This is a genomic window from Micromonospora sp. WMMA1998, from assembly GCF_027497375.1.
In the GTDB taxonomy this organism is placed as follows: Bacteria; Actinomycetota; Actinomycetes; order Mycobacteriales; family Micromonosporaceae; genus Micromonospora; species Micromonospora sediminicola.
Map to the genome: position 1 here is coordinate 4,982,201 of NZ_CP114911.1, position 17,940 is coordinate 5,000,140.

18 protein-coding genes and 1 pseudogene are annotated in these 17,940 nt (G+C 72.5%); 11 read left to right on the forward strand and 8 right to left on the reverse strand.

The annotated features are described in order from the left end of the window. Window positions 1-696 precede the first annotated feature (696 nt). A complete protein-coding gene (locus tag O7600_RS23095) occupies window positions 697-1,152 on the reverse strand; it encodes a hypothetical protein (RefSeq protein ID WP_281590560.1) in 456 nt (151 codons plus the stop codon). Window positions 1,153-1,253: 101 nt separating this feature from the next. Further along, a complete protein-coding gene (locus tag O7600_RS23100; RefSeq protein WP_281590561.1) occupies window positions 1,254-1,466 on the reverse strand; it encodes an acyl-CoA carboxylase subunit epsilon in 213 nt (70 codons plus the stop codon). A gap of 91 nt (window positions 1,467-1,557) precedes the next feature. On the opposite strand from O7600_RS23100, the gene O7600_RS23105 reads away from it, so the two are divergent. Then, window positions 1,558-3,546: a serine/threonine-protein kinase gene (locus O7600_RS23105; protein ID WP_281590563.1), complete on the forward strand. Its 1,989-nt coding sequence runs from the start codon at window positions 1,558-1,560 to the stop codon at window positions 3,544-3,546. Window positions 3,547-3,634: 88 nt separating this feature from the next. After that, complete coding sequence (locus O7600_RS23110) at window positions 3,635-3,847, forward strand: hypothetical protein (protein WP_281590564.1); 213 nt, start codon at window positions 3,635-3,637, stop codon at window positions 3,845-3,847. 79 nt (window positions 3,848-3,926) lie between these two features. Here the strand turns inward: O7600_RS23110 and O7600_RS23115 are convergent, their stop codons facing one another. Next, window positions 3,927-4,679 carry a GH25 family lysozyme gene (locus tag O7600_RS23115; protein WP_091582155.1) on the reverse strand — a complete coding sequence of 251 codons (753 nt, stop codon included), beginning with the start codon at window positions 4,677-4,679 and terminating at the stop codon, window positions 3,927-3,929. A gap of 127 nt (window positions 4,680-4,806) precedes the next feature. Continuing rightward, window positions 4,807-5,367 (reverse strand): Uma2 family endonuclease, encoded by a 561-nt coding sequence (locus O7600_RS23120; protein WP_281590567.1) that lies wholly within the window; start codon window positions 5,365-5,367, stop codon window positions 4,807-4,809. A 99-nt stretch (window positions 5,368-5,466) separates the two neighbouring features. Between O7600_RS23120 and O7600_RS23125 the strand changes: the two genes are divergently transcribed. The 4 genes from O7600_RS23125 to O7600_RS23140 all read left to right on the forward strand — a co-directional run bounded on the left by O7600_RS23125 (window position 5,467) and on the right by O7600_RS23140 (window position 8,769). After that, window positions 5,467-6,210 (forward strand): M50 family metallopeptidase, encoded by a 744-nt coding sequence (locus O7600_RS23125; RefSeq protein ID WP_281590569.1) that lies wholly within the window; start codon window positions 5,467-5,469, stop codon window positions 6,208-6,210. Window positions 6,211-6,363: 153 nt separating this feature from the next. Next, window positions 6,364-7,347, forward strand: a complete 984-nt coding sequence (locus O7600_RS23130; protein ID WP_281590571.1) for a 2-dehydropantoate 2-reductase N-terminal domain-containing protein — start codon at window positions 6,364-6,366, stop codon at window positions 7,345-7,347. A 62-nt stretch (window positions 7,348-7,409) separates the two neighbouring features. After that, window positions 7,410-7,910 (forward strand): SigE family RNA polymerase sigma factor, encoded by a 501-nt coding sequence (locus O7600_RS23135; protein WP_091582142.1) that lies wholly within the window; start codon window positions 7,410-7,412, stop codon window positions 7,908-7,910. Next, on the forward strand, window positions 7,903-8,769 hold the full coding sequence (locus O7600_RS23140; protein WP_281590573.1) for a hypothetical protein: 867 nt from the start codon (window positions 7,903-7,905) through the stop codon (window positions 8,767-8,769). Before O7600_RS23135 ends, O7600_RS23140 begins: the two co-directional genes overlap by 8 nt. A 48-nt stretch (window positions 8,770-8,817) precedes the next feature. On the opposite strand, the gene O7600_RS23145 is transcribed toward O7600_RS23140, so the two are convergent. Further along, entirely contained in the window at window positions 8,818-10,401 is a 1,584-nt protein-coding gene (locus O7600_RS23145; protein ID WP_281590575.1) for an acyl-CoA carboxylase subunit beta, read from the reverse strand. Between the two features lie 73 nt (window positions 10,402-10,474). Between O7600_RS23145 and O7600_RS23150 the strand changes: the two genes are divergently transcribed. Together O7600_RS23150 and O7600_RS23155 are read left to right on the forward strand one after the other, a co-directional pair. Continuing rightward, window positions 10,475-11,347, forward strand: a complete 873-nt coding sequence (locus tag O7600_RS23150) for a biotin--[acetyl-CoA-carboxylase] ligase (protein WP_281590577.1) — start codon at window positions 10,475-10,477, stop codon at window positions 11,345-11,347. A 141-nt stretch (window positions 11,348-11,488) separates the two neighbouring features. Then, entirely contained in the window at window positions 11,489-12,058 is a 570-nt protein-coding gene (locus O7600_RS23155; protein WP_281590579.1) for a PH domain-containing protein, read from the forward strand. Window positions 12,059-12,108: 50 nt separating this feature from the next. On the opposite strand, the gene O7600_RS23160 is transcribed toward O7600_RS23155, so the two are convergent. From O7600_RS23160 to O7600_RS30155, 3 genes and pseudogenes are all read right to left on the reverse strand, one after another. Continuing rightward, complete coding sequence (locus O7600_RS23160) at window positions 12,109-12,810, reverse strand: GtrA family protein (protein WP_281594248.1); 702 nt, start codon at window positions 12,808-12,810, stop codon at window positions 12,109-12,111. Window positions 12,811-12,873: 63 nt separating this feature from the next. Further along, window positions 12,874-13,410, reverse strand: coding sequence for a GtrA family protein (locus O7600_RS23165; RefSeq protein ID WP_348651387.1), 537 nt, complete (start codon window positions 13,408-13,410; stop codon window positions 12,874-12,876). A gap of 259 nt (window positions 13,411-13,669) precedes the next feature. Then, window positions 13,670-13,765, reverse strand: a pseudogene (locus O7600_RS30155) (GtrA family protein); the annotation flags it as partial. A gap of 135 nt (window positions 13,766-13,900) precedes the next feature. On the opposite strand from O7600_RS30155, the gene O7600_RS23170 reads away from it, so the two are divergent. The 3 genes from O7600_RS23170 (at window position 13,901) to O7600_RS23180 (ending at window position 17,938) form a co-directional block, all read left to right on the forward strand. Beyond that, the gene (locus O7600_RS23170; RefSeq protein WP_281590583.1) at window positions 13,901-15,742 is read left to right on the forward strand and encodes a phosphoenolpyruvate carboxykinase (GTP); all 1,842 of its coding nucleotides are present in this window, start codon (window positions 13,901-13,903) and stop codon (window positions 15,740-15,742) included. A gap of 40 nt (window positions 15,743-15,782) precedes the next feature. Further along, entirely contained in the window at window positions 15,783-16,628 is an 846-nt protein-coding gene (locus O7600_RS23175; protein WP_281590585.1) for a hypothetical protein, read from the forward strand. 89 nt (window positions 16,629-16,717) lie between these two features. Beyond that, window positions 16,718-17,938: a geranylgeranyl reductase family protein gene (locus O7600_RS23180; RefSeq protein WP_281594249.1), complete on the forward strand. Its 1,221-nt coding sequence runs from the start codon at window positions 16,718-16,720 to the stop codon at window positions 17,936-17,938. The last annotated feature ends 2 nt before the right edge of the window (window positions 17,939-17,940 follow it).

Genomic DNA, 17,940 nt, shown 5'->3' on the forward strand with positions numbered 1-17,940 from the left:
GTCGGCCCGTAGTGGCTTGGACAGATGGCGTAACAGGCACTGCTACAACGGGCGGAATTATGGGTGCCGGGACAGCGTCAACGTATGGGTCGGAGGGATGCTGATCAACTCGCGGACCTGGCCTGGCAGGTGCTGGTGGGCGCTGGAGCATGACCTGGGCTTGTTGGAGTTCTCCGCTCAATCCCGTCATCAACCCGCGCGCCCTGACGTTCAACCGCTCCAGGTCGTCGTCCGTCACCGGGGGTCGCTCCGGGAGCCGGCTGCCCGCCACCGCCTTCGGGTCGGCGACGGTCGTCTCGTACGCCTGCTTCTGTCGCAGCTTGGTCGCGTACTCGTCGTAGAGCGGGCGCAGTTCGGTACGGGCGCTGCCGATGGCGCGCGCGGCGGCGGCCAGCGCGTCGTAGTTCGCGGCGGCGGCGTCGTGGGTGTGCTGTACGCGGTCGATGAGCTGGTCGAGTTCGGCGACGTACGCCCGCGCGGCCGCGTTGGTCTCGGGTGGCCAGGCCTCGGCGAGCCCCCGTCGGTATTCGCGCAACCGGCTCAGGTGCGCCAGGGCCAGGTCGCAGACCTTCCGCCAGCCGGCGACCTGCTTCCACTGGCCGGTGGTGTCCTGGTCCTGCAGGCACGCCCACATGCTGGAGACGTCCATCAGCCGCCAGTCGGTGAGCCCGGAGGTGCGTCCGCCGCCCCGTTCGATCACGGCAGGACCACCTGCTGCCCCTGGTCGGGTGCGGTTGGGTCGGCCAGGGGCGGCATCGGCCGCGTGACCGCGGTGGACGGGGTGGTGAGCGCCCGTTCGACGTCGGCGACCCGGGCCGAGGAGAACGCGTCCGCGTCGCCGTAGTGGGCGGCGATCCGGCCGGCGGCGTCGGCCAGCCGGCCGGTGGCGGGGGCCAGGTCCCACACCGCGCTCACGGCGGCCTTCTGGGTCTCGTGGTGGGCCTGCATGAACTGCACCAGCTCGACGAAGGCGTCGGCCGGGTTGGGCACCGGGGCCTTCATGTCGTCGGCGATGTACGACAGGTGGGGGGAGTAGTTGCGCGTGACCTCGTCCTGCAGACGGTCGGCGAACTCGCGCATCTGTCGGATGTCGGCCTCGATGCCGCCGTAGTCGCGTAGCCAGCCGGCTGGCCGGTCGTCCTCCGGGATCATCGGACCTCCCTGCCCGTCACCGCACGGTTTCCCTGAGTGAGGTTAATGGCTCCGCGCGGATCCCGGCAGTCCCGGTACGGGTCCCGTACGCGGGGAAGGTTTCAGCGGGGGAGACCTGAGGCGCGCCACGCGCCGGGACCGGCGATCGGGCCCGCGACGGCCGGGCGGGCGCTGCGGGACCAGTGCGAGACGGCGGCCGGCGCGGCGGCCGCGACCGGGCGGCTGCGCACCACGATCGCGCCGACCAGAGCGGCCAGCTCCTCGGCGGTGGGCACGCCACGGACGATCCGGAACATCGGCTCTTCGGCAGACATGGGCCCAGGGTACGCGTCCGGAACTCGACCTTCGCCGGACAGTGGCGTGCCGGCGGTGTGTGCGTCGGGGCGGCCGGGTACGGTTTCAGCGATGTCGAACGCGCTCCCCCAACTCGTCGCCGACCGGTACAGGCTGCTGTCACCGCTCGGCCAGGGTGGCATGGGCCGCGTCTGGAAGGCGCGGGACGAGGTGCTGCACCGGGACGTGGCCATCAAGGAGCTGGTCCCGCCGCCCGGCCTCACCCCGGAGGAGCGCCGCGAGATGCGGGAACGCTCGCTGCGTGAGGCGCGGGCGATCGCCCGGCTCAACAACGTCAACGTGGTCCGCATCTTCGACGTGCTGCGCACCGACGGCGACCCGTGGATCGTCATGGAATACGTCGCGTCGAAGTCGTTGCAGGACACCATCGCCGAGGACGGCCCGGTCTCGGTGGCCAAGGCGGTCGAGATCGGCCTGGGCGTGCTCGGCGCGCTGAAGGCCGCGCACAAGGCCGGGATCATGCACCGCGACGTCAAGCCGGGCAACGTGCTGCTGGGCGAGGACGGCCGGGTGGTGCTCACCGACTTCGGCCTGGCCACCATCCCCGGCGACCCGAACGTGACCCGCACCGGCATGGTGCTGGGCTCGCCCGCGTACATCTCGCCGGAGCGCGCCCGCGACGGCACGGCGGGGCCGGAGGCCGACCTCTGGTCGCTCGGCGCCACGCTCTACGCCGCCGTCGAGGGCAAGTCGCCCTACGCGCGCCCGTCGGCGATCGCCACGCTGGCCGCGCTCGCCACCGAGCCGCTGCCGCCCACGCGCAACGCCGGGCCGCTCAAGCCCGTCCTTCAGGGCCTGCTGCGCAAGGACCCGGACGAGCGGATCACCGCCGAGGTGGCGGAGCGCATGCTGCGCAAGGCCGCCGGTCGGCGGGCCAAGGGGATCTCGCTGCTGGACGGCGTACGTCGGCCGGGGCCGAACGGTCCCCGCCTGCCGCGACCGCCGCTGGTGCCGGCGCCGCGCCCGGCCGACGAGGCCGAACGCGCGGACAGTTCGGCCGCCGGCGCGGTCGCCGCCACCGGGAGCGCGGCGGCAGCCGCCGCCGACCCGACGGCGAAGGTGCCGGCGCCCACCTCGGACGCCGGCCCGACCGCGAAGGTGACCCCGCCGGCCGCCGAGCCGACGACGAAGCTCGACCCCACCCCGCCGGTCGACGGGACCCGGGTGGACGACGCCGACCCGGCGCTGGACGAGACCCGCCTCGACGGCGAGCCCGTTCCCGCCGCCCCGGCGCAGCGTCCGGCCCCGCCGGTCAGCCCTGCGCCGCCGAGCGCCGCGCCGGTCAGCCCCGCCTCGTCGAGCGGGCGGGCCACCGTGCTGCCCGGGACGAAGACCGCGCCTAACCGGCGCAACCTGCTCGTCGGCGCGCTGGTGCTGGTGCTGCTGGTCGGCCTGGCGGTGGCGCTGCCGCTGCTCAACGACGGTGACGACTCCGGCGACGGCGGTCAACCGAACGCCGGCACCTCGGTGGGGTCGGCGGCCCCGCCCGCGCCGAGCGCCAGCGCCGCCCCGCCCAGCGCGAGCGCCTCGCCGAGCAGCCCGTCGACAAGTCCGTCCCCGTCGGCCAGCCCGTCCCCGTCGGGTTTCGTGCTGCCGACGGGATGGCGCTACTACAAGGGCTCCAACGGTTTCCAGGTACCGGTTCCAGACGGCTGGCGGGCCAAGCCCAGCGGCAACCAGGTCGTGCTCTACGAGGTCGGCGGCGCCCGTCGCGTGTTGTTCATCCAGTGGACAGACCGGCCCGAGAAGGACGCGCTCGCCGACTGGCAGAGCAAGGAACCGGCACGGCGCAACTACGTCGACGACTACAAGCTGGTCGGAATCACCCCGTGCGACCCCTACTTCCGCACCTGCGCCGACTGGGACTGGCTGGAGACGCGGGACAACGGCACCCGCTTCCACGTGCGCAACCGGGGCGTGGCGACGGCCAGCAACCGGGGCTACGCGCTGCGCTGGGAGGTGCCGGCGAAGGACTGGGAGGCCAACCTCGCCGCCTTCGACGTCATCACCAAGGGCTTCGTGCCGGACCGCAAGAACTGACCCAGGAATCCCGCCGTCACGAAACGTGTTCGCATGGCTTTCCGTCCTCGGGGGTATGGACACCTCTGACGACGGAAGGAGGTGCGACATGGGTTACCGACGCAGGGACACCGGCACCCGGCTGGCACTGTGGATGCTCGTCGCGCTCGGGGACGTCGTGCTGCTCCTGGTCAGCGCCGGCCTGTCCGCGCCGGTCGCGATCCTCGGCGTGCTGACGCTCACCCTCGCGGGGGTGGCGGCGTGGCGCTGGACCCGCCGCACGGCGGTGCCCGTGGCGGCCACCGCACGCCGCCGGGCCTGACCGACGACGACCACCCCGACGGTACGACGACAGCGGGACCGCCCCGTGACGAGGCGGTCCCGGTGACGACGGGTGCGGGTCAGGTGTTGTTGGCCAGGGCGATCAGTCGGCTCCGGTCACCGTTCCAGTAGTTGCGGTCGACGTTGCCGCTGATCCCGGAGACGCTGCCGGTGCTGGTGTACTGCCAGAAGCTCCACACCGGCGCGCCGGCCGGCAGGGTGCCGGGCGAGCTGGCCCAGCGGGCGAGCCACAGCGGGTGGTTGGCCCACGGGCCGGTCCAGCTTCCGGTGCACTGGTTCCACCAGCTCGTCGTGGTGTAGATGACCGCGTACCGGCCGGTGCGGGACCGGTAGGTGTTGAGGAAGTCCTGGATCCAGTTGCGCATGCCGGTGGTGCTCAGGCCGTAGCAGTAGCCGCCGCTGTAGGGGTTGCCCTCGATGTCCAGCGCGGCCGGCAGGGTGCGGCTGTCGGCGGACCACGCGCCGCCGTTGCTGGCCAGGTAGTTGGCCTGGGTCGAGCCGGCGGAGATGTTGGGCCGGGCGAAGTGGTACGCCCCCCGGATCACGCCCGCGTTGTAGGCGTTGACGTAGTTCGAGTTGAAGTTCGGGTCCTTGTAGCTCGTGCCCTCGGTGGCCTTGATGAAGGCGAACTGGATGCCCGCGTTGCGCACGCTGGTCCAGTTGATGCTGCCCTGGTAGCGGGAGACGTCGATCCCGGGCGTGGTCGCGGCGGCGGCCGGTCCGGCGGTCGCCACGAGGGCCGCGGCCGCGGTGGCGGCGACGGTCAGGCCGGCGGCGAACAGCCGGCGTACGGAGAACCTGGTGTGGGCCATGGATGCCTCCAGAGGACGTCTACTGATTGACGCTCATCTTTGGAGGTTAGTGCCCTAGATCGCAAGAGGGCGCAAGGAAATTTTCATCGACGGCTGTCGTTACCCCAGGTGGCGGGGTGGTTCCGGATCAGCGGAGGGTGCCCGGGTCCATCGCCCAGCGGAACGGCTCGGTGACGCTGAGCGTCTCACCCGCCTTGGCCACGGCGTCCTCGACGTAGTGCCCCCCGTCGAGCCGGTGCAGCCGCAGCGAGTGGCTGTCGCCGTCCTGCTCGACCAGCAGATAGAACGGGATCCGGGCGATCGCGTAGAGCTGCATCTTGACCAGGCGGTCCGCGGCGGCGTTACCCGGCGAAACGATCTCGCAGACAAGTTTCACCTCGCCGGCTTCGATCACCGCTCCCTCGTCGTCGGTGTCAGCCACGACGACGTCGGGAATGACCATGCGGTCGACGCCCAGCCGGACGTTCACCGCTTCGAACACCAGGAGCCCGAGCGGTCGGGCAGCCGGGCGCAGGCTGTCCACGAGATTCCAGGACACCAGTTGGTGCCTCTTGCTCGGAGCAGGGCTCACGATCAGGCTCCCGTCGAGCAGTTCGATACGGTCGAGGCTGTCGTCCAGCGCGAGGTAGTCGGCCTCGGTCCACGGCCTCGCATGCGACCTCGGCGGCTCCCAGGGAGCTGCGCTCACCGACCTCACCTCCGCTCCGTGGCCACGCCCGATCAGTCTCACACTCTACGAGGCCGGGCCGGTCGAACGACACGGCTCGGGGCGGTAGGCTCCCCGCCCATGCCCCTGATCGACGGCCTGACCACGCTCTGGGACACGCTGACCAGCGCCCAGCCGGACCCACCACCGCTGCTGGTGGTGCTCACCGCCGTCGTGGCGGTCGCGGTGGTGGCCGCCCGGGTGCCCTGGCGGATCGCCCGCAACGCGGTGACGATCGCGCACGAGGGCGGCCACGCGCTGATGGCGCTGCTCACCCGCCGGAAGCTGCACGGCATCCGGCTGCACTCGGACACGTCCGGGCTGACGCTCTCCGCCGGTCGTCCCGACGGGCCGGGCATGATCCTCACGCTGCTCGCCGGCTACGTCGCCCCGTCACTGCTCGGCCTCGGCGGCGCGTGGCTGCTCGCCGGCAACCGGATCACACTGCTGCTCTGGCTGGCGGTGGCGCTGCTGCTGGCCATGCTGGTGCTCATCCGCAACCTGTTCGGCGCGCTGTCGTTGCTGGTCACCGGCGGCATCGTGCTCGCCGTCTCCTGGTACACCCCGCCCGAGGTGCAGGCGGCCTTCGCCTGGACCTCGATCTGGTTCCTGCTCGTCGGCGGCGTGCGACCGGTCTTCGAGCTGCGCCGTCAACGCAGCCGGGGCCGCATGCCCCAGTCGGACGCCGACCAGCTCGCCCGGCTGACGCCGTTCCCGCCGCTGTTCTGGGTGGGGTTCTTCCTGCTGGTGGCGCTCGGCTCACTGGCCGCCGGCACGCTGCTGCTGACCGGCCCGCTCCTCGCCGACGTCGGCCTCACCGCCTGACCGGTCCCGGCCTGACACGGCACGGCGCGGTCCGGCCTGACCCGTCCCGGCCTGACCCAGCCCGGGACGGGCCGGCACGGTGGACGGCGATCACGGACCCGGACCGACCGCGCCGGACAGCGGCCTACGCCGCGACGGGGCAGAATCGGACGGATGCGATACGTGATCATCGGGGCGGGCGCGGTCGGCGGCACCATCGGCGTACTCCTCGGAGAGGCTGGTCGGGACGTGACGCTGGTGGCGCGCGGCGCGCACCTGGACGCGGTGCGGGAGCGGGGCCTGACGCTGCGGACCCCGAGTCGGACGGTGACCGGCCGGCTGCCGGCAATGGCCGGCCCGGACGGCGCGCCACTGCCGGCCGACACCGTGCTGGTCCTCACGGTCAAGTCGCAGGACACCGTGGCGGCGCTGTCCGCGTGGGCGGACGCCCCGGTCGAGGGCGGCGGGACGGCCGCCGAGCGGCTCCCGGTGCTGCTCGCCCAGAACGGTGTGGCGAACGAGCCGGCCGCGCTGCGGCTGTTCGCCCGGGTGCACCCGGTCTGCGTCTGGCTGCCCGCCACCCACCTGGAGCCGGGCGTGGTCGTCGCCAACGGGCACCCGCACCCGGGCATGCTGCACCTCGGCCGCTACCCGGGCGGCGCCGACGACACCAGCCGGGCGGTCGCGGCCGACCTGACCGCCGCCGGCTTCGTCGCCCCGGTCCGCGACGACGTGATGCGCTGGAAGTACGGCAAGCTGCTGGTCAACCTCGGCAACGGCCTCCAGGCGTTGCTCGGCCGGGACATGCCGGAGTCGCTGTCGACGCGGGCCCGCGCCGAGGGCGAGGCGGCGTTGGCCGCCGCTGGCATCCCGCACACCAGTCGGGACGAGGAGGCCGCCGAACGTGGCGACCTGGTGGCCTACCGGCCGGTCGACGGGGTGGACCGCGCCGGCGGCTCCACCTGGCAGAGCCTGGCCCGGGGCGCCGGCTCGGCCGAGACCGACCACATCAACGGGGAGATCGTGCTGCTCGGGCGGCTGCACGGGGTGCCAACCCCGGTCAACGCGGCGGTGCAGGTGGCGGTCCGCCGTGCCGTGCGCGACCGGATCCCGGCCGGTGGCTTCCCGGTGGCCGAACTGGAGAAATTGGTCGGCTGAGCGGGCAACCGCACCCGGTGCGCCAGGCGTCTCTCCTGCGACCGTCACGGGGGAGGTAGCAGGTGCCGGACGTCGACGGGTTCGACGAGTTCTACCGGGGGAGCCGGCAACGGCTGCTCGGTTTCGTCTACGTTCTCACCGGCAACCTCGCTGAGGCGCAGGACGCCGTGCAGGAGGCGTACATCCGGGCCTGGCAGCGGTGGTCGACCGTGCGCGGGTACGACGACCCGGAAGCCTGGCTGCGGGTGGTGGCCAGCCGGATCGCGGTGAGCCGGTGGCGCAGCCTGCGCAGCCGGGCCCGGGCCTACCTGCGGCACGGCGCCGAGGAGAGCGTGCCCGGCCCGAACACCGACACGCTCGAGGTGGTGGCGGCCCTGCGGCGGCTGCCGGAGGAGCAACGCGTCGCCATCGCGCTCTACTACCTGGTCGGCATGCCGGTCGCCGAGGTGGCCCGGGAGACCGAGGCCCCGGTCGGCACGGTCAAGGCCCGGCTGTCCCGGGGGCGTGCCGCCCTGGCCGAACTGCTCACGGTCGTGGATCTGGAGGAGCCCGCCGATGCGTGACGACGACCCCGCCCTCATCGAACTGCTGGAACGGGAGCTGAACACGGTCAGCTGGGCGGAACCGGGCGAGCTGCGGGCCCGCGCCCGGCGCCGCAGCCGCCGTACGGTGGCCGCCGCGGCCGCGGCGGTGCTGGCGCTCACCTCCGGGGCCGCGTTCGTGGCGGCCGACCGTGGGGGCCCACCGGTGCCGGTCGCGGCCAGCCCGTCGGCGACCGCCTGGCGCGCCACCGACGTGCCCGCGGACGCGCTGCTGCAACCGTCGGACCTGCGTCCGGCCGTCACCACGCCGTGGAGCGAGGCGTACCTCGGAGAGGAGATCCGGCTGGACCGGATGCTGGAGGTCTGCCGGCGGGACCAGGGCCTGGGGACGCAGTGGGCGACGTCCCGCTATTCGCGGTCGGTGAGCCTGGTCCGGGAGCGGCGGGGCACCGGCGGGCAACCGGAGGGGCAGGTGCTGGCCTCGCAGGACCTGCACCGGCTCGCGCCGGAGGACGGTGAGCGGCTGTTCGACGGGCTGCCCGCGCTGCTCGCGCCCTGCCGCACGTGGCGGTCCACCGGCCCGGTGCAACTGCGGGACCGGACGGTGCAGGCGGAGGCCGTCCACTCCTGGCAGGAGGTCGACCGGGGCTTCGCCGGTGACGAGTCGGTGATCCTGCGGCACACCGTCGAGCAGGCCCGGCGCCTCGACACCGGGGCACCGATCGGCACCGGCAGCGGGCCGAGGGAGCAGGCCGTGGTGCGGGTCGGTGACCTCGTCACCGTGCTCTCGACCAGGGTGGACGGCAGCGAGGCGGAGCTGCGCGAACTCGCCCGGGTCGCGGTCCGGCGGATGTGCGTCGCCGCCCACCCCGGCTGCTGACACGTCGGCGCCCCCGCCGCTCTCCCGGCGGGGGCGCCGACGGCGTGGTCACAGCGGGATGTTGCCGTGCTTCTTCGGCGGCAGCGTCTCGCGCTTGGTGCGCAGCACCCGCAGCGCCCGGACGATCTGGGTACGCGTCTCGTGCGGCGGGATCACCCCGTCCACGTATCCGCGCTCGGCGGCGATGTACGGGTTGGCCAGCGTGTCCTCGTACTCGGCGATCTTCTCCGCCCGGACCGCGGCCGGGTCCTCGGCATTCGCCAGCTCGGAGCGGTAGAGGATGTTCACCGCGCCCTGCGCGCCCATCACCGCGATCTGCGCGGTCGGCCAGGCGAAGTTCAGGTCCGCGCCCAGGTGCTTGGAGCCCATCACGTCGTACGCGCCGCCGTACGCCTTGCGGGTGATCACGGTGACCTTGGGGACGGTGGCCTCGGCGTACGCGTAGATGAGCTTCGCGCCGCGGCGGATGATGCCGTCCCACTCCTGCCCGGTGCCGGGCAGGAAGCCGGGCACGTCCACGAATGTCAGCACCGGGACGTTGAACGCGTCGCAGGTGCGGACGAACCGGGCGGCCTTCTCGGACGCGGCGATGTCCAGCGTGCCGGCGAACTGCATCGGCTGGTTGGCGACCACGCCGACCGGTCGGCCCTCGACCCGGCCGAAGCCGACCACCATGTTCTGCGCGTAGAGCGGCTGCACCTCCAGGAACTCGCCGTCGTCGAGCACGTGCTCGATGACCCGGTGCATGTCGTACGGCTGGTTGGCCGAGTCCGGGATCAGCGTGTCCAACTCCCGGTCGGAGTCGGTGATCGCCAGCTCGGCCGGCGCGTCGAACACCACCGGCTCGTCCAGGTTGTTCGACGGCAGGTACGACAGCAGCGCCTTGACGTACTCGATCGCGTCCTCCTCGTCCGTGCCGAGGTAGTGCGCGTTGCCGCTGCGGGCGTTGTGGGTGCGGGCGCCGCCCAGCTCCTCCATGCCGACGTCCTCGCCGGTGACCGTCTTGATCACGTCGGGGCCGGTGATGAACATGTGCGAGGTCTGGTCGACCATCACGGTGAAGTCGGTGACCGCCGGGGAGTAGACCGCCCCGCCCGCGCACGGACCCATGATGAGCGAGATCTGCGGGATGACGCCGCTGGCCCGCACGTTGCGGAAGAAGATCTCGCCGTAGAGGCCGAGCGAGGCGACGCCCTCCTGGATCCGCGCGCCGCCGGAGTCGTTGATCCCGACCACCGGGCAGCCGATCTTCATGGCCAGGTCCATCAGCTTGACGATCTTCTCGCCGAAGACCTCGCCGAGCGAGCCGCCGAAGACGGTGAAGTCCTGCGCGAAGACGCAGATCTGCCGGCCGTCCACGGTGCCGTAGCCGGTCACCACCCCGTCCCCGTACGGGCGGGTCTTCTCCAGCCCGAAGTTGATGGAGCGGTGGCGGGCGAACTCGTCCAGCTCGACGAAGGAGCCCTCGTCGAGGAGCATCTCGATCCGCTCCCGGGCGGTCTTCTTGCCCCGCGCGTGCTGCTTCTCGACCGCGCGTGCCGACCCGGCGTGCACCGCCTCGTCGAGCCGTCGCTCCAGGTCCGCCAGCTTGCCGGCGGTCGTGTGGATGTTGATCCCGGTCTCGGTAGTCACCCGTGGAATATAACGATGGTTCAGGTGCGTGAGGTTGTGCAGTGCGCCTCACCCCGGGCCGTAGGCTGGCGGGATGCCCGGCTCGCCGTACACCGATCTGGACCGACCGCCGCTGTCGGCGGCCCGGCTGCGCCGCGCGCTGGTCGCGCCGCACGGGCCGTGGCGCCGGCTGGAACTGCTGGCGGAGACCGGCTCGACCAACGCCGACGTGGTGACGGCGGCACGGGCCGGCGAGCCGGAGGGCCTGGTCGTGGTCGCCGAGCGGCAGACCGCCGGGCGGGGCCGGCGCGGCCGGGTCTGGCAGTCGCCGCCGCGCGCCGGCATCGCGGCCAGCGTCCTGCTCCGGCCGGGCGAGGCGGTCGCCGAGCGCGGCTGGGCGCCCGTGCCGGCCACCGGGTACGGCTGGCTGCCGTTGCTGGCCGGCGTCGCGCTGGTCGAGGCGGTACGCCGGCTGGCCGAGGTGGACGCCCGGCTGAAGTGGCCGAACGACCTGCTGGTCGACGGCGCGAAGTGCGCCGGCGTGCTGGCCGAGGCGGTGCCCGGCGACGCCGCCCAACCGCCGGCGATCGTGGTCGGGGTCGGCCTGAACGTGACGCTGCGCGCCGACGAGCTGCCGGAGAACCCGACCGGCCTGCCGGCCACCTCGCTCCGGCTCGCCGGCGCCACCGCCACCGACCGGGACCCGCTGGTGCGGGCGCTGCTGCGCGCGCTCGCCGACTGGTACGACCGCTGGCGCGACGCCGGTGGTGACGCGGTGGCCAGCGGGCTGCGCGAGGCGTACCTGGGCGGGTGCGCCACGGTGGGCCGCCAGGTGCGGGTGTTGCTGCCGGACGGTCGCGAGGTGCACGGCACGGCGACCGGCGTGGACCCGGACGGGCAGCTCCTGGTCGACGCGGCCGGCGAGACGCTCCGTCTCGCCGCCGGCGACGTGCTCCACCTGAGATGAAAGGAAGGGCCCCCTGTTAACGCCTCCGGTAGAGGAAGGGCCCCCTCTTAACAACCACGCGGCAGCCGCCCGCGCGGCCGATGCCGCCGGGGTGCGCCGACCGGTTACGGTCAGCGCGTCCGGTTCTGCGAGGAGGTTCCCGTGGCGTTCCCCGAAGACGTGCTCACCGAGGACGAGCACGTCGTGCTGCACCTGCACCCGCACTGGAAGGCCCTGATCCGGCCGATCCTGGTGCTGGTGCTCACCGTCGCGGCGGTGGTCGCGGGCTGGGTCCTGCTGCCCGACGGCGACGGCGGCACCATCGCGCTCTACGCCATCGCCGGGCTCGGCCTGGTGCTGGCCGTGTGGTGGGGGCTCTGGCCGTTCCTGGTCTGGCGCACCACGCACTACCTCTTCACCAACGAGCGGGTGCTGCTCCAGGAGGGGGTGTTCTCGCGCAACCGGCGGGACCTGCCGCTGACCCGGATCAACGACCACGCCATGCACCAGAGGTTCGTCGAGCGGATGCTCGGCTGCGGCACGCTCACCATCGAGTCGGCCGGCGAGCGGGGCCAGTCGGTGCTCGCCGACGTGCCGCACGTGGACAAGGTGCAGACGAAGCTCTACGAGCTGGTCGAGGCCCAGCACGACAAGCACAGCCTGGGTGACGGCGAGATGCGCGAGATCCTGGCGGACATGGCCGAGGGCAAGCCGCTGCGCGACCCGTCCTGACGAACGCCGCCGCCCCCGTCCGGGTGGGCGGGGGCGGCGAGGTCGGTCGGTCAGCGGCGGGCGCGCCGCGGCTGGAGCTCGGCGGCGAGTTCCGCGTCCAGGTCCGCGCCGAGGGCGCCGCCCAGGCCGGCGTCGGCCGGTGCGGTACGCCCCTGGGGCGGGGAGTAGTCGGCCACCGTCCGCCCTCCGGCGCCCAACGGCGGTTCCTCCTCCTCCAGCTCGCTCACGGACTCGGCCAGCTCGGCCACCGGGTCCATCTCGGCGACGTTGTCCCACTCGTCACGTGGCACCGAGTGCCAGGTCTCCTCGGCGTGCTTCGGCACCGGCTGGAAGACGAACGTGCGGTAGGACCAGAAACGGAAGAGCGTGGCCAGCAGGACACCGATCGTCTTCGCCACGTTGAGCGCCAGCAGGCCGTGGACGCCGAGGCCGTACTTGGCCAGGGCCAGCACACCGAGTTCGATGAGCAGGCCAGCGCCGTTGAACAGGAAGAACAGGGCGTATTCGCGCCTTAGCGCCGATTTCGGTCGATCGCGGTACGTCCAGTGACGATTCATCAGATACGACGTGATGGTCGCGACGACGGTCGCGATCACCGTCGCCTTCAGCTGGCCGTCGCGAAAAACCGTGAGTGCCAACGCATTGAACACCGCGTAATTGATGACGGTGTTGATGCCGCCGACGATGCCGAATTTGAGCGCCTCGTGGATGAACTTCTGCCAGCGCTCGGGCAGCAGACGGACTCCAGGCATGCGGAACACCTTAGGGCAGTGGGCAGGGCCGGCTGGGCCCGGCGGGTCGGGATGGGCGGTGGGTCACGCCCCGGACTGTCGGTCGTGGCTCGTTGCCGGAACGGGGGGAGTTCCCGCCTCGACGAAGACGAACCGTCGGTAGGACCAGAACCGGAACAGCGTGCCCAGGCCGGTGCCGACGATGAAGCTGGCGATGTTGTCGGCCAGCGGGGTCTGGAACACCCCGGGCCAGATCGCCCCCAGGCCGTAGTGGCTGATCGCCAGGCAGGCCACCGCGATGCCGAGGCCCACGCCGTTGAAGAAGAAGAACAGCGCGTACTCGCGGGCAGGATTGGACCGCTGGCGGTGTCGCCAGGTCCAGAACCGGTTGCCGAGGAAGGCGATGGTCGCGGCGATGATCGTGGAGATCGTCTTGGCCGCCAGGGGCGGCATGCCCCGACCGCTCGCCAGATAGTTGAAGAGGGCGAAGTCCACCAGGAAGGCGAAGCCGCCGACGGTGGCGAACTTGCTCAACTCGTGGATCAGGTGGCCGAAACGGTGGAGGAGGGCCCCGATCGGACCCCGACGGGTCTGCGGGGCACCCGGTTGGTCCCCGGTCATCGTCGCGGCCACCCGCCGAGAGTACCGGTTGCACTCCGGAGGGGCCGACCGCTACGGCGAGTCGGCCGGGGCAACTTGGGCGTCGGCGTTCCCGCCCGGTCGTCCGCGGCGGCGAGCGGCCGCCCTGTTCGGTGGTCCGTGAGCAGAGCGTAACCGACAGTACGAATGTGTGGAGCACATCACGGAATCGCCATTCGTGACATCTCCGTGTGTATCCGCGGATCGGACGGCGCGACCGGACGGGTGACGGACCGGGTCGGCGAAGGTTCACCGCAGGATTTGCGTGAAACTGCGCGCGAAAGCGGGTATCAGATCGCGATGCCGCAGCGTGGCCGTACCTTGTGCAGTTCTTCACAACCAGTCCCACTGACTGGCGAGGCAGCCCGGTTTACGCTGAGCCCAATCCCAGGTTTCCACGACGGCGGCGCCTCGCCCGCCAGAACTCGTGCATCCCATAGATCGGTCAGCGTCGACCACAAGGAGATGTGACATGGTTGCTCCGGCTACTGTTCGGGGTATCGATCAGGCCCCGACGTCCCACCCCAAACTGCTCTCCTGGGTACGTGAGGTCGCGGAACTGACCACCCCCGACCGCGTGGTCTGGGTGGACGGGTCCGACGAGGAGTGGCGTCGCCTCACCGACGAACTCGTCGACAACGGCACCCTGGTCCGGCTGAATCCCGAGAAGAAGCCGAACTCGTTCTACGCGCGGACGGACCCGACGGACGTCGCCCGGGTCGAGGAACGCACCTTCATCTGCTCCGTCGACGAGGCGGACGCCGGCCCCACCAACAACTGGATGGCGCCGGCCGAGATGAAGCGGACGATGACGGACCTCTACCGCGGCAGCATGCGCGGTCGCACCATGTACGTCATCCCGTTCTGCATGGGGCCGGTCGAGGCCGAGAACCCCATGTTCGGCGTCGAGATCACCGACAGCCCGTACGTGGTCGCCTCGATGCGGATCATGACCCGGATGGGGTCGTCGGTCCTGGAGGCGATGGGCGACGACGCCGACTTCGTGCACGCGCTGCACTCGATCGGCGCGCCGCTGGCCCCGGGCCAGCAGGACGTGGCCTGGCCGTGCAACGAGACCAAGTACATCTCGCACTTCCCGGAGACCCGGGAGATCTGGTCCTACGGCTCCGGCTACGGCGGCAACTCGCTGCTCGGCAAGAAGTGCTACTCGCTGCGGATCGCCAGCGTGATGGGGCGCGACGAGGGCTGGCTCGCCGAGCACATGCTCATCCTCAAGATCACCTCGCCCGAGGGCAAGGTCTACCACATCGCCGGCGCGTTCCCGTCGGCCTGCGGCAAGACCAACCTGGCGATGCTGGAGCCGACCATCCCGGGCTGGAAGGTCGAGACCATCGGCGACGACATCGCCTGGATGCGCTTCGGCCCGGACGGTCGCCTCTACGCGGTCAACCCGGAGTACGGCCTGTTCGGCGTCGCGCCCGGCACCGACTGGAAGACCAACGCCAACGCCATGCGGACGCTGGACCGCGGCAACTCCATTTTCACCAACGTCGCGCTCACCGACGACGGCGACATCTGGTGGGAGGGCATGGGTGAGCCGCCGGCCCACCTGATCGACTGGAAGGGCAACGACTGGACGCCGGAGAGCGACAGCCTCTCCTCGCACGCGAACAGCCGGTTCTGCACCCCGATCACCCAGTGCCCGATCCTCGCCGAGGACTACTACGACCCGAACGGCGTGCCGATCGACGCGATCCTGTTCGGCGGCCGGCGGCGGGACACCGTCCCGCTGGTGACCGAGGCGCGCGACTGGGTGCACGGCGTCTACATGGGCGCGACGCTCTCCTCGGAGACCACCGCCGCCGCGTCCGGCGCGGTCGGCGTGGTGCGGCGCGATCCGATGGCCATGCTGCCGTTCATCGGCTACCACGCCGGTGACTACTTCCGGCACTGGATCGAGATGGGCAAGGGCGCCGACGGCGACGAGGCCAAGCTGCCCAAGATCTACTACGTCAACTGGTTCCGCAAGGACGCCGAGGGCAGCTTCCTCTGGCCGGGCTTCGGCGAGAACTCCCGGGTGCTCAAGTGGGTCATCGAGCGCCTGGAGGGCCGGGCCGACGCGGTGGAGACCCCGATCGGCATGGTCCCGGCGCAGGACGCGCTGGACGTCGAGGGCCTCGACATGACGCCCGAGGACGTCCGGATCGCCCTGAAGGTGGACCCGGAGGAGTGGCGCAACGAGCTGCCGCTGGTCACCGAGTGGTTCGAGAAGTTCGGGGACAAGCTCCCCGGCGTGCTCTGGGCCGAGCTGGACGCGCTGCGCGCCCGGCTGGACGTGGAGCCGCAGAAGTAACAGGTGTGCCGGTTGCCCGCGCCGGGCAACATCGGATGCCATGAGGACGGCCGTCGAACCTGTCGAGGTCCGGCGGCCGTCCGCCGTCCGGGCGCTGACCACGCTGCTCGCCGTGACCGCGGCGGCCACCGTCGTGGTCGAGCTGCTCAACTACTGGTACGCCCCGGAGCAGGAGTTCGGCCTCGCGGTCCGCACGGGCTGGGCGATGCTCCGGTCGCTGGGCTTTCTGATCCTGATCGGGCACGTGAACCGGGGACGGGTCGCGGCCCGCCCGTTCGGGCTGATCCTCGCGGTGACCACCATCTTCGCGGTGGGCCGTCTGGTCGTACCCCGGGCCGGTGTGCCCGCGCTGCCCGGCCTGCTCGGCTTCGCCGCGCTCACCGCGCTCTGTGTCGCCGTGGTGGTGCTGCTCTACCGCTCCGACGCGGTCCGCGCCCACCTGGTCCGGCACCGCAAGGGCTTGGTCGTCGAGGGCGGCACCATCTCCTGGCGGGAGGTGGTGCCGAAGCGCCCGCAGGCGAACGGCTGGCTGCTCACCGCCCGGGTCGCCGCCTTCGCCTACAGCCCGCTGATGCTGGTGCCGGCGCTGGTGGCGACCGGGTCCGTGCTGGACGGGCGGATCGCCGCCGTACCCGCCCTGTTCCTCTGGTTCGGCGCCGGCATCGCGGTCAGCTACGCGGTGCTGTTCTGCACCGCGTTCCTGCTGCGCGGCCGGGGCTGGGCACGCCGGGCGCTGGTCGTCGTCACGCTCGGCGTGCTCGGACTCGACCTGCCGCTCTGCTGGTGGCTGCTCGGCGTCGACGGCCTGGTCCGCGACGGCGCCCCCCTCCTCACCGCCGCCGCCCTCACCCTCTACTCCCTCCACCGCACCACCCCCACCCCCTGACCCACGTCCCACCCGCCCGCCTCGTACCGGGGAGCGCGTCGATCATGAGGTTGGCGGCGGTCGGGGAGATCGAACTCGCCGCCAACCTCATGATCGACCAGAACGGGGGTGGCGCGGGGGAGGATGTGGGGGTGGTGGGCACGGTGTGGGACGTCGTGGTGGTGGGGGCGGGGCCGGCCGGGGCGGCGGCGGCGCTCGCGGCACGGCGGGCGGGCGCGGCCCGGGTCCTGCTGCTCGACCGGTACGACTTCCCCCGCGACAAGGCGTGCGGGGACGGCATCGCCGCGCACGCGTTGGACGTGCTCGCCGAGCTGGGCGTGACCGGCGCCGTCGACGGATACCCGCCGCTACCCGCGCTGCGCCTGGTCGGGCCCGGTGGCGGCACGGTGGCCCGGGCGCTGCCCCGGCCCGCGTACACGGTGCCCCGGAAGGTGTTCGACGCGCGCCTGGTCCGGGCGGCGGTCGAGGCCGGGGTGGAGCTGCGGCGGCACACCGTCCGCGCGGTGGAGGTGGGCGCCGACCGGGTGATGCTCGACGGGGACCTGGCCGGTCGGGCGGTGGTCGGTGCGGACGGCGCCGGGTCGGTGCTGCGCCGGGCGCTCGGGCACCCGGTGAACCCGGACCGGCATCTCGCGCTCGCCATCCGGGGCTACGCGCCCGCGCCGCCCGGCCCGCCCGAGCAGCTCATCGTCACGTCGGCGGAGCGCTGGCCCGCGTACGCCTGGGCCTTTCCGATCGGGGACGGGCGCGCGAACGTCGGGTACGGGGAGGTGTTGCGCGGTGAGCCGCTGACCCGCGCGCACCTGGTGGACCGGATGGCCGCCCTGCTGCCCGGCACCGACCCCGCCACGGTGACCGACCTGCGCGCGCACCACCTGCCGCTCTCCACCCACCGGCCGGCGCCCGGGCGGGGCCGGGTGCTGCTGGCCGGCGACGCGCTGTCGTTGATCAACCCGTTCACCGGTGAGGGGATCTTCTACGCGCTGCGCTCCGGCTCCCTGGCCGGGGCGGCGGCGGCCGGCGCGCCCGCCGACGCGGCCCGTCGGTACGCCGCCGCGCTGCGCGCCCGGCTCGGCGTCCACCTGCGGCACAGTTCGGCTGCGGCCTGGCTGGCCCGGCGCCGGTGGGTGGTCGACGCGGTGATCGGGGCCGCCGGTCGGGACGAGCGGGTCTACCGGACGGTGGTGGAGCTGGGGCTCGGCGACGGGCGCCTGGACGCCCGCACGCTCGCCGCCGTCGCGGCCGGGGTGCCGCGCCCGCGTGGGGCCGGGAACGACCGGCCGTCCCGCGATGCGCCACCGCGGCACTGATC

What these genes read in the sequence shown, in the direction of transcription:
- O7600_RS23095 (WP_281590560.1), bottom strand. Translation starts at nt 1,152, where the DNA reads ATGATCCCGGAGGACGACCGGCCAGCCGGCTGGCTACGCGACTACGGC.
- O7600_RS23100 (WP_281590561.1), bottom strand. Translation starts at nt 1,466, where the DNA reads ATGTCTGCCGAAGAGCCGATGTTCCGGATCGTCCGTGGCGTGCCCACC.
- O7600_RS23105 (WP_281590563.1), top strand. Translation starts at nt 1,558, where the DNA reads ATGTCGAACGCGCTCCCCCAACTCGTCGCCGACCGGTACAGGCTGCTG.
- O7600_RS23110 (WP_281590564.1), top strand. Translation starts at nt 3,635, where the DNA reads ATGGGTTACCGACGCAGGGACACCGGCACCCGGCTGGCACTGTGGATG.
- O7600_RS23115 (WP_091582155.1), bottom strand. Translation starts at nt 4,679, where the DNA reads ATGGCCCACACCAGGTTCTCCGTACGCCGGCTGTTCGCCGCCGGCCTG.
- O7600_RS23125 (WP_281590569.1), top strand. Translation starts at nt 5,467, where the DNA reads ATGCCCCTGATCGACGGCCTGACCACGCTCTGGGACACGCTGACCAGC.
- O7600_RS23130 (WP_281590571.1), top strand. Translation starts at nt 6,364, where the DNA reads ATGCGATACGTGATCATCGGGGCGGGCGCGGTCGGCGGCACCATCGGC.
- O7600_RS23140 (WP_281590573.1), top strand. Translation starts at nt 7,903, where the DNA reads ATGCGTGACGACGACCCCGCCCTCATCGAACTGCTGGAACGGGAGCTG.
- O7600_RS23150 (WP_281590577.1), top strand. Translation starts at nt 10,475, where the DNA reads ATGCCCGGCTCGCCGTACACCGATCTGGACCGACCGCCGCTGTCGGCG.
- O7600_RS23160 (WP_281594248.1), bottom strand. Translation starts at nt 12,810, where the DNA reads ATGCCTGGAGTCCGTCTGCTGCCCGAGCGCTGGCAGAAGTTCATCCAC.
- O7600_RS23165 (WP_348651387.1), bottom strand. Translation starts at nt 13,410, where the DNA reads ATGACCGGGGACCAACCGGGTGCCCCGCAGACCCGTCGGGGTCCGATC.
- O7600_RS23170 (WP_281590583.1), top strand. Translation starts at nt 13,901, where the DNA reads ATGGTTGCTCCGGCTACTGTTCGGGGTATCGATCAGGCCCCGACGTCC.
- O7600_RS23175 (WP_281590585.1), top strand. Translation starts at nt 15,783, where the DNA reads ATGAGGACGGCCGTCGAACCTGTCGAGGTCCGGCGGCCGTCCGCCGTC.
- O7600_RS23180 (WP_281594249.1), top strand. Translation starts at nt 16,718, where the DNA reads ATGATCGACCAGAACGGGGGTGGCGCGGGGGAGGATGTGGGGGTGGTG.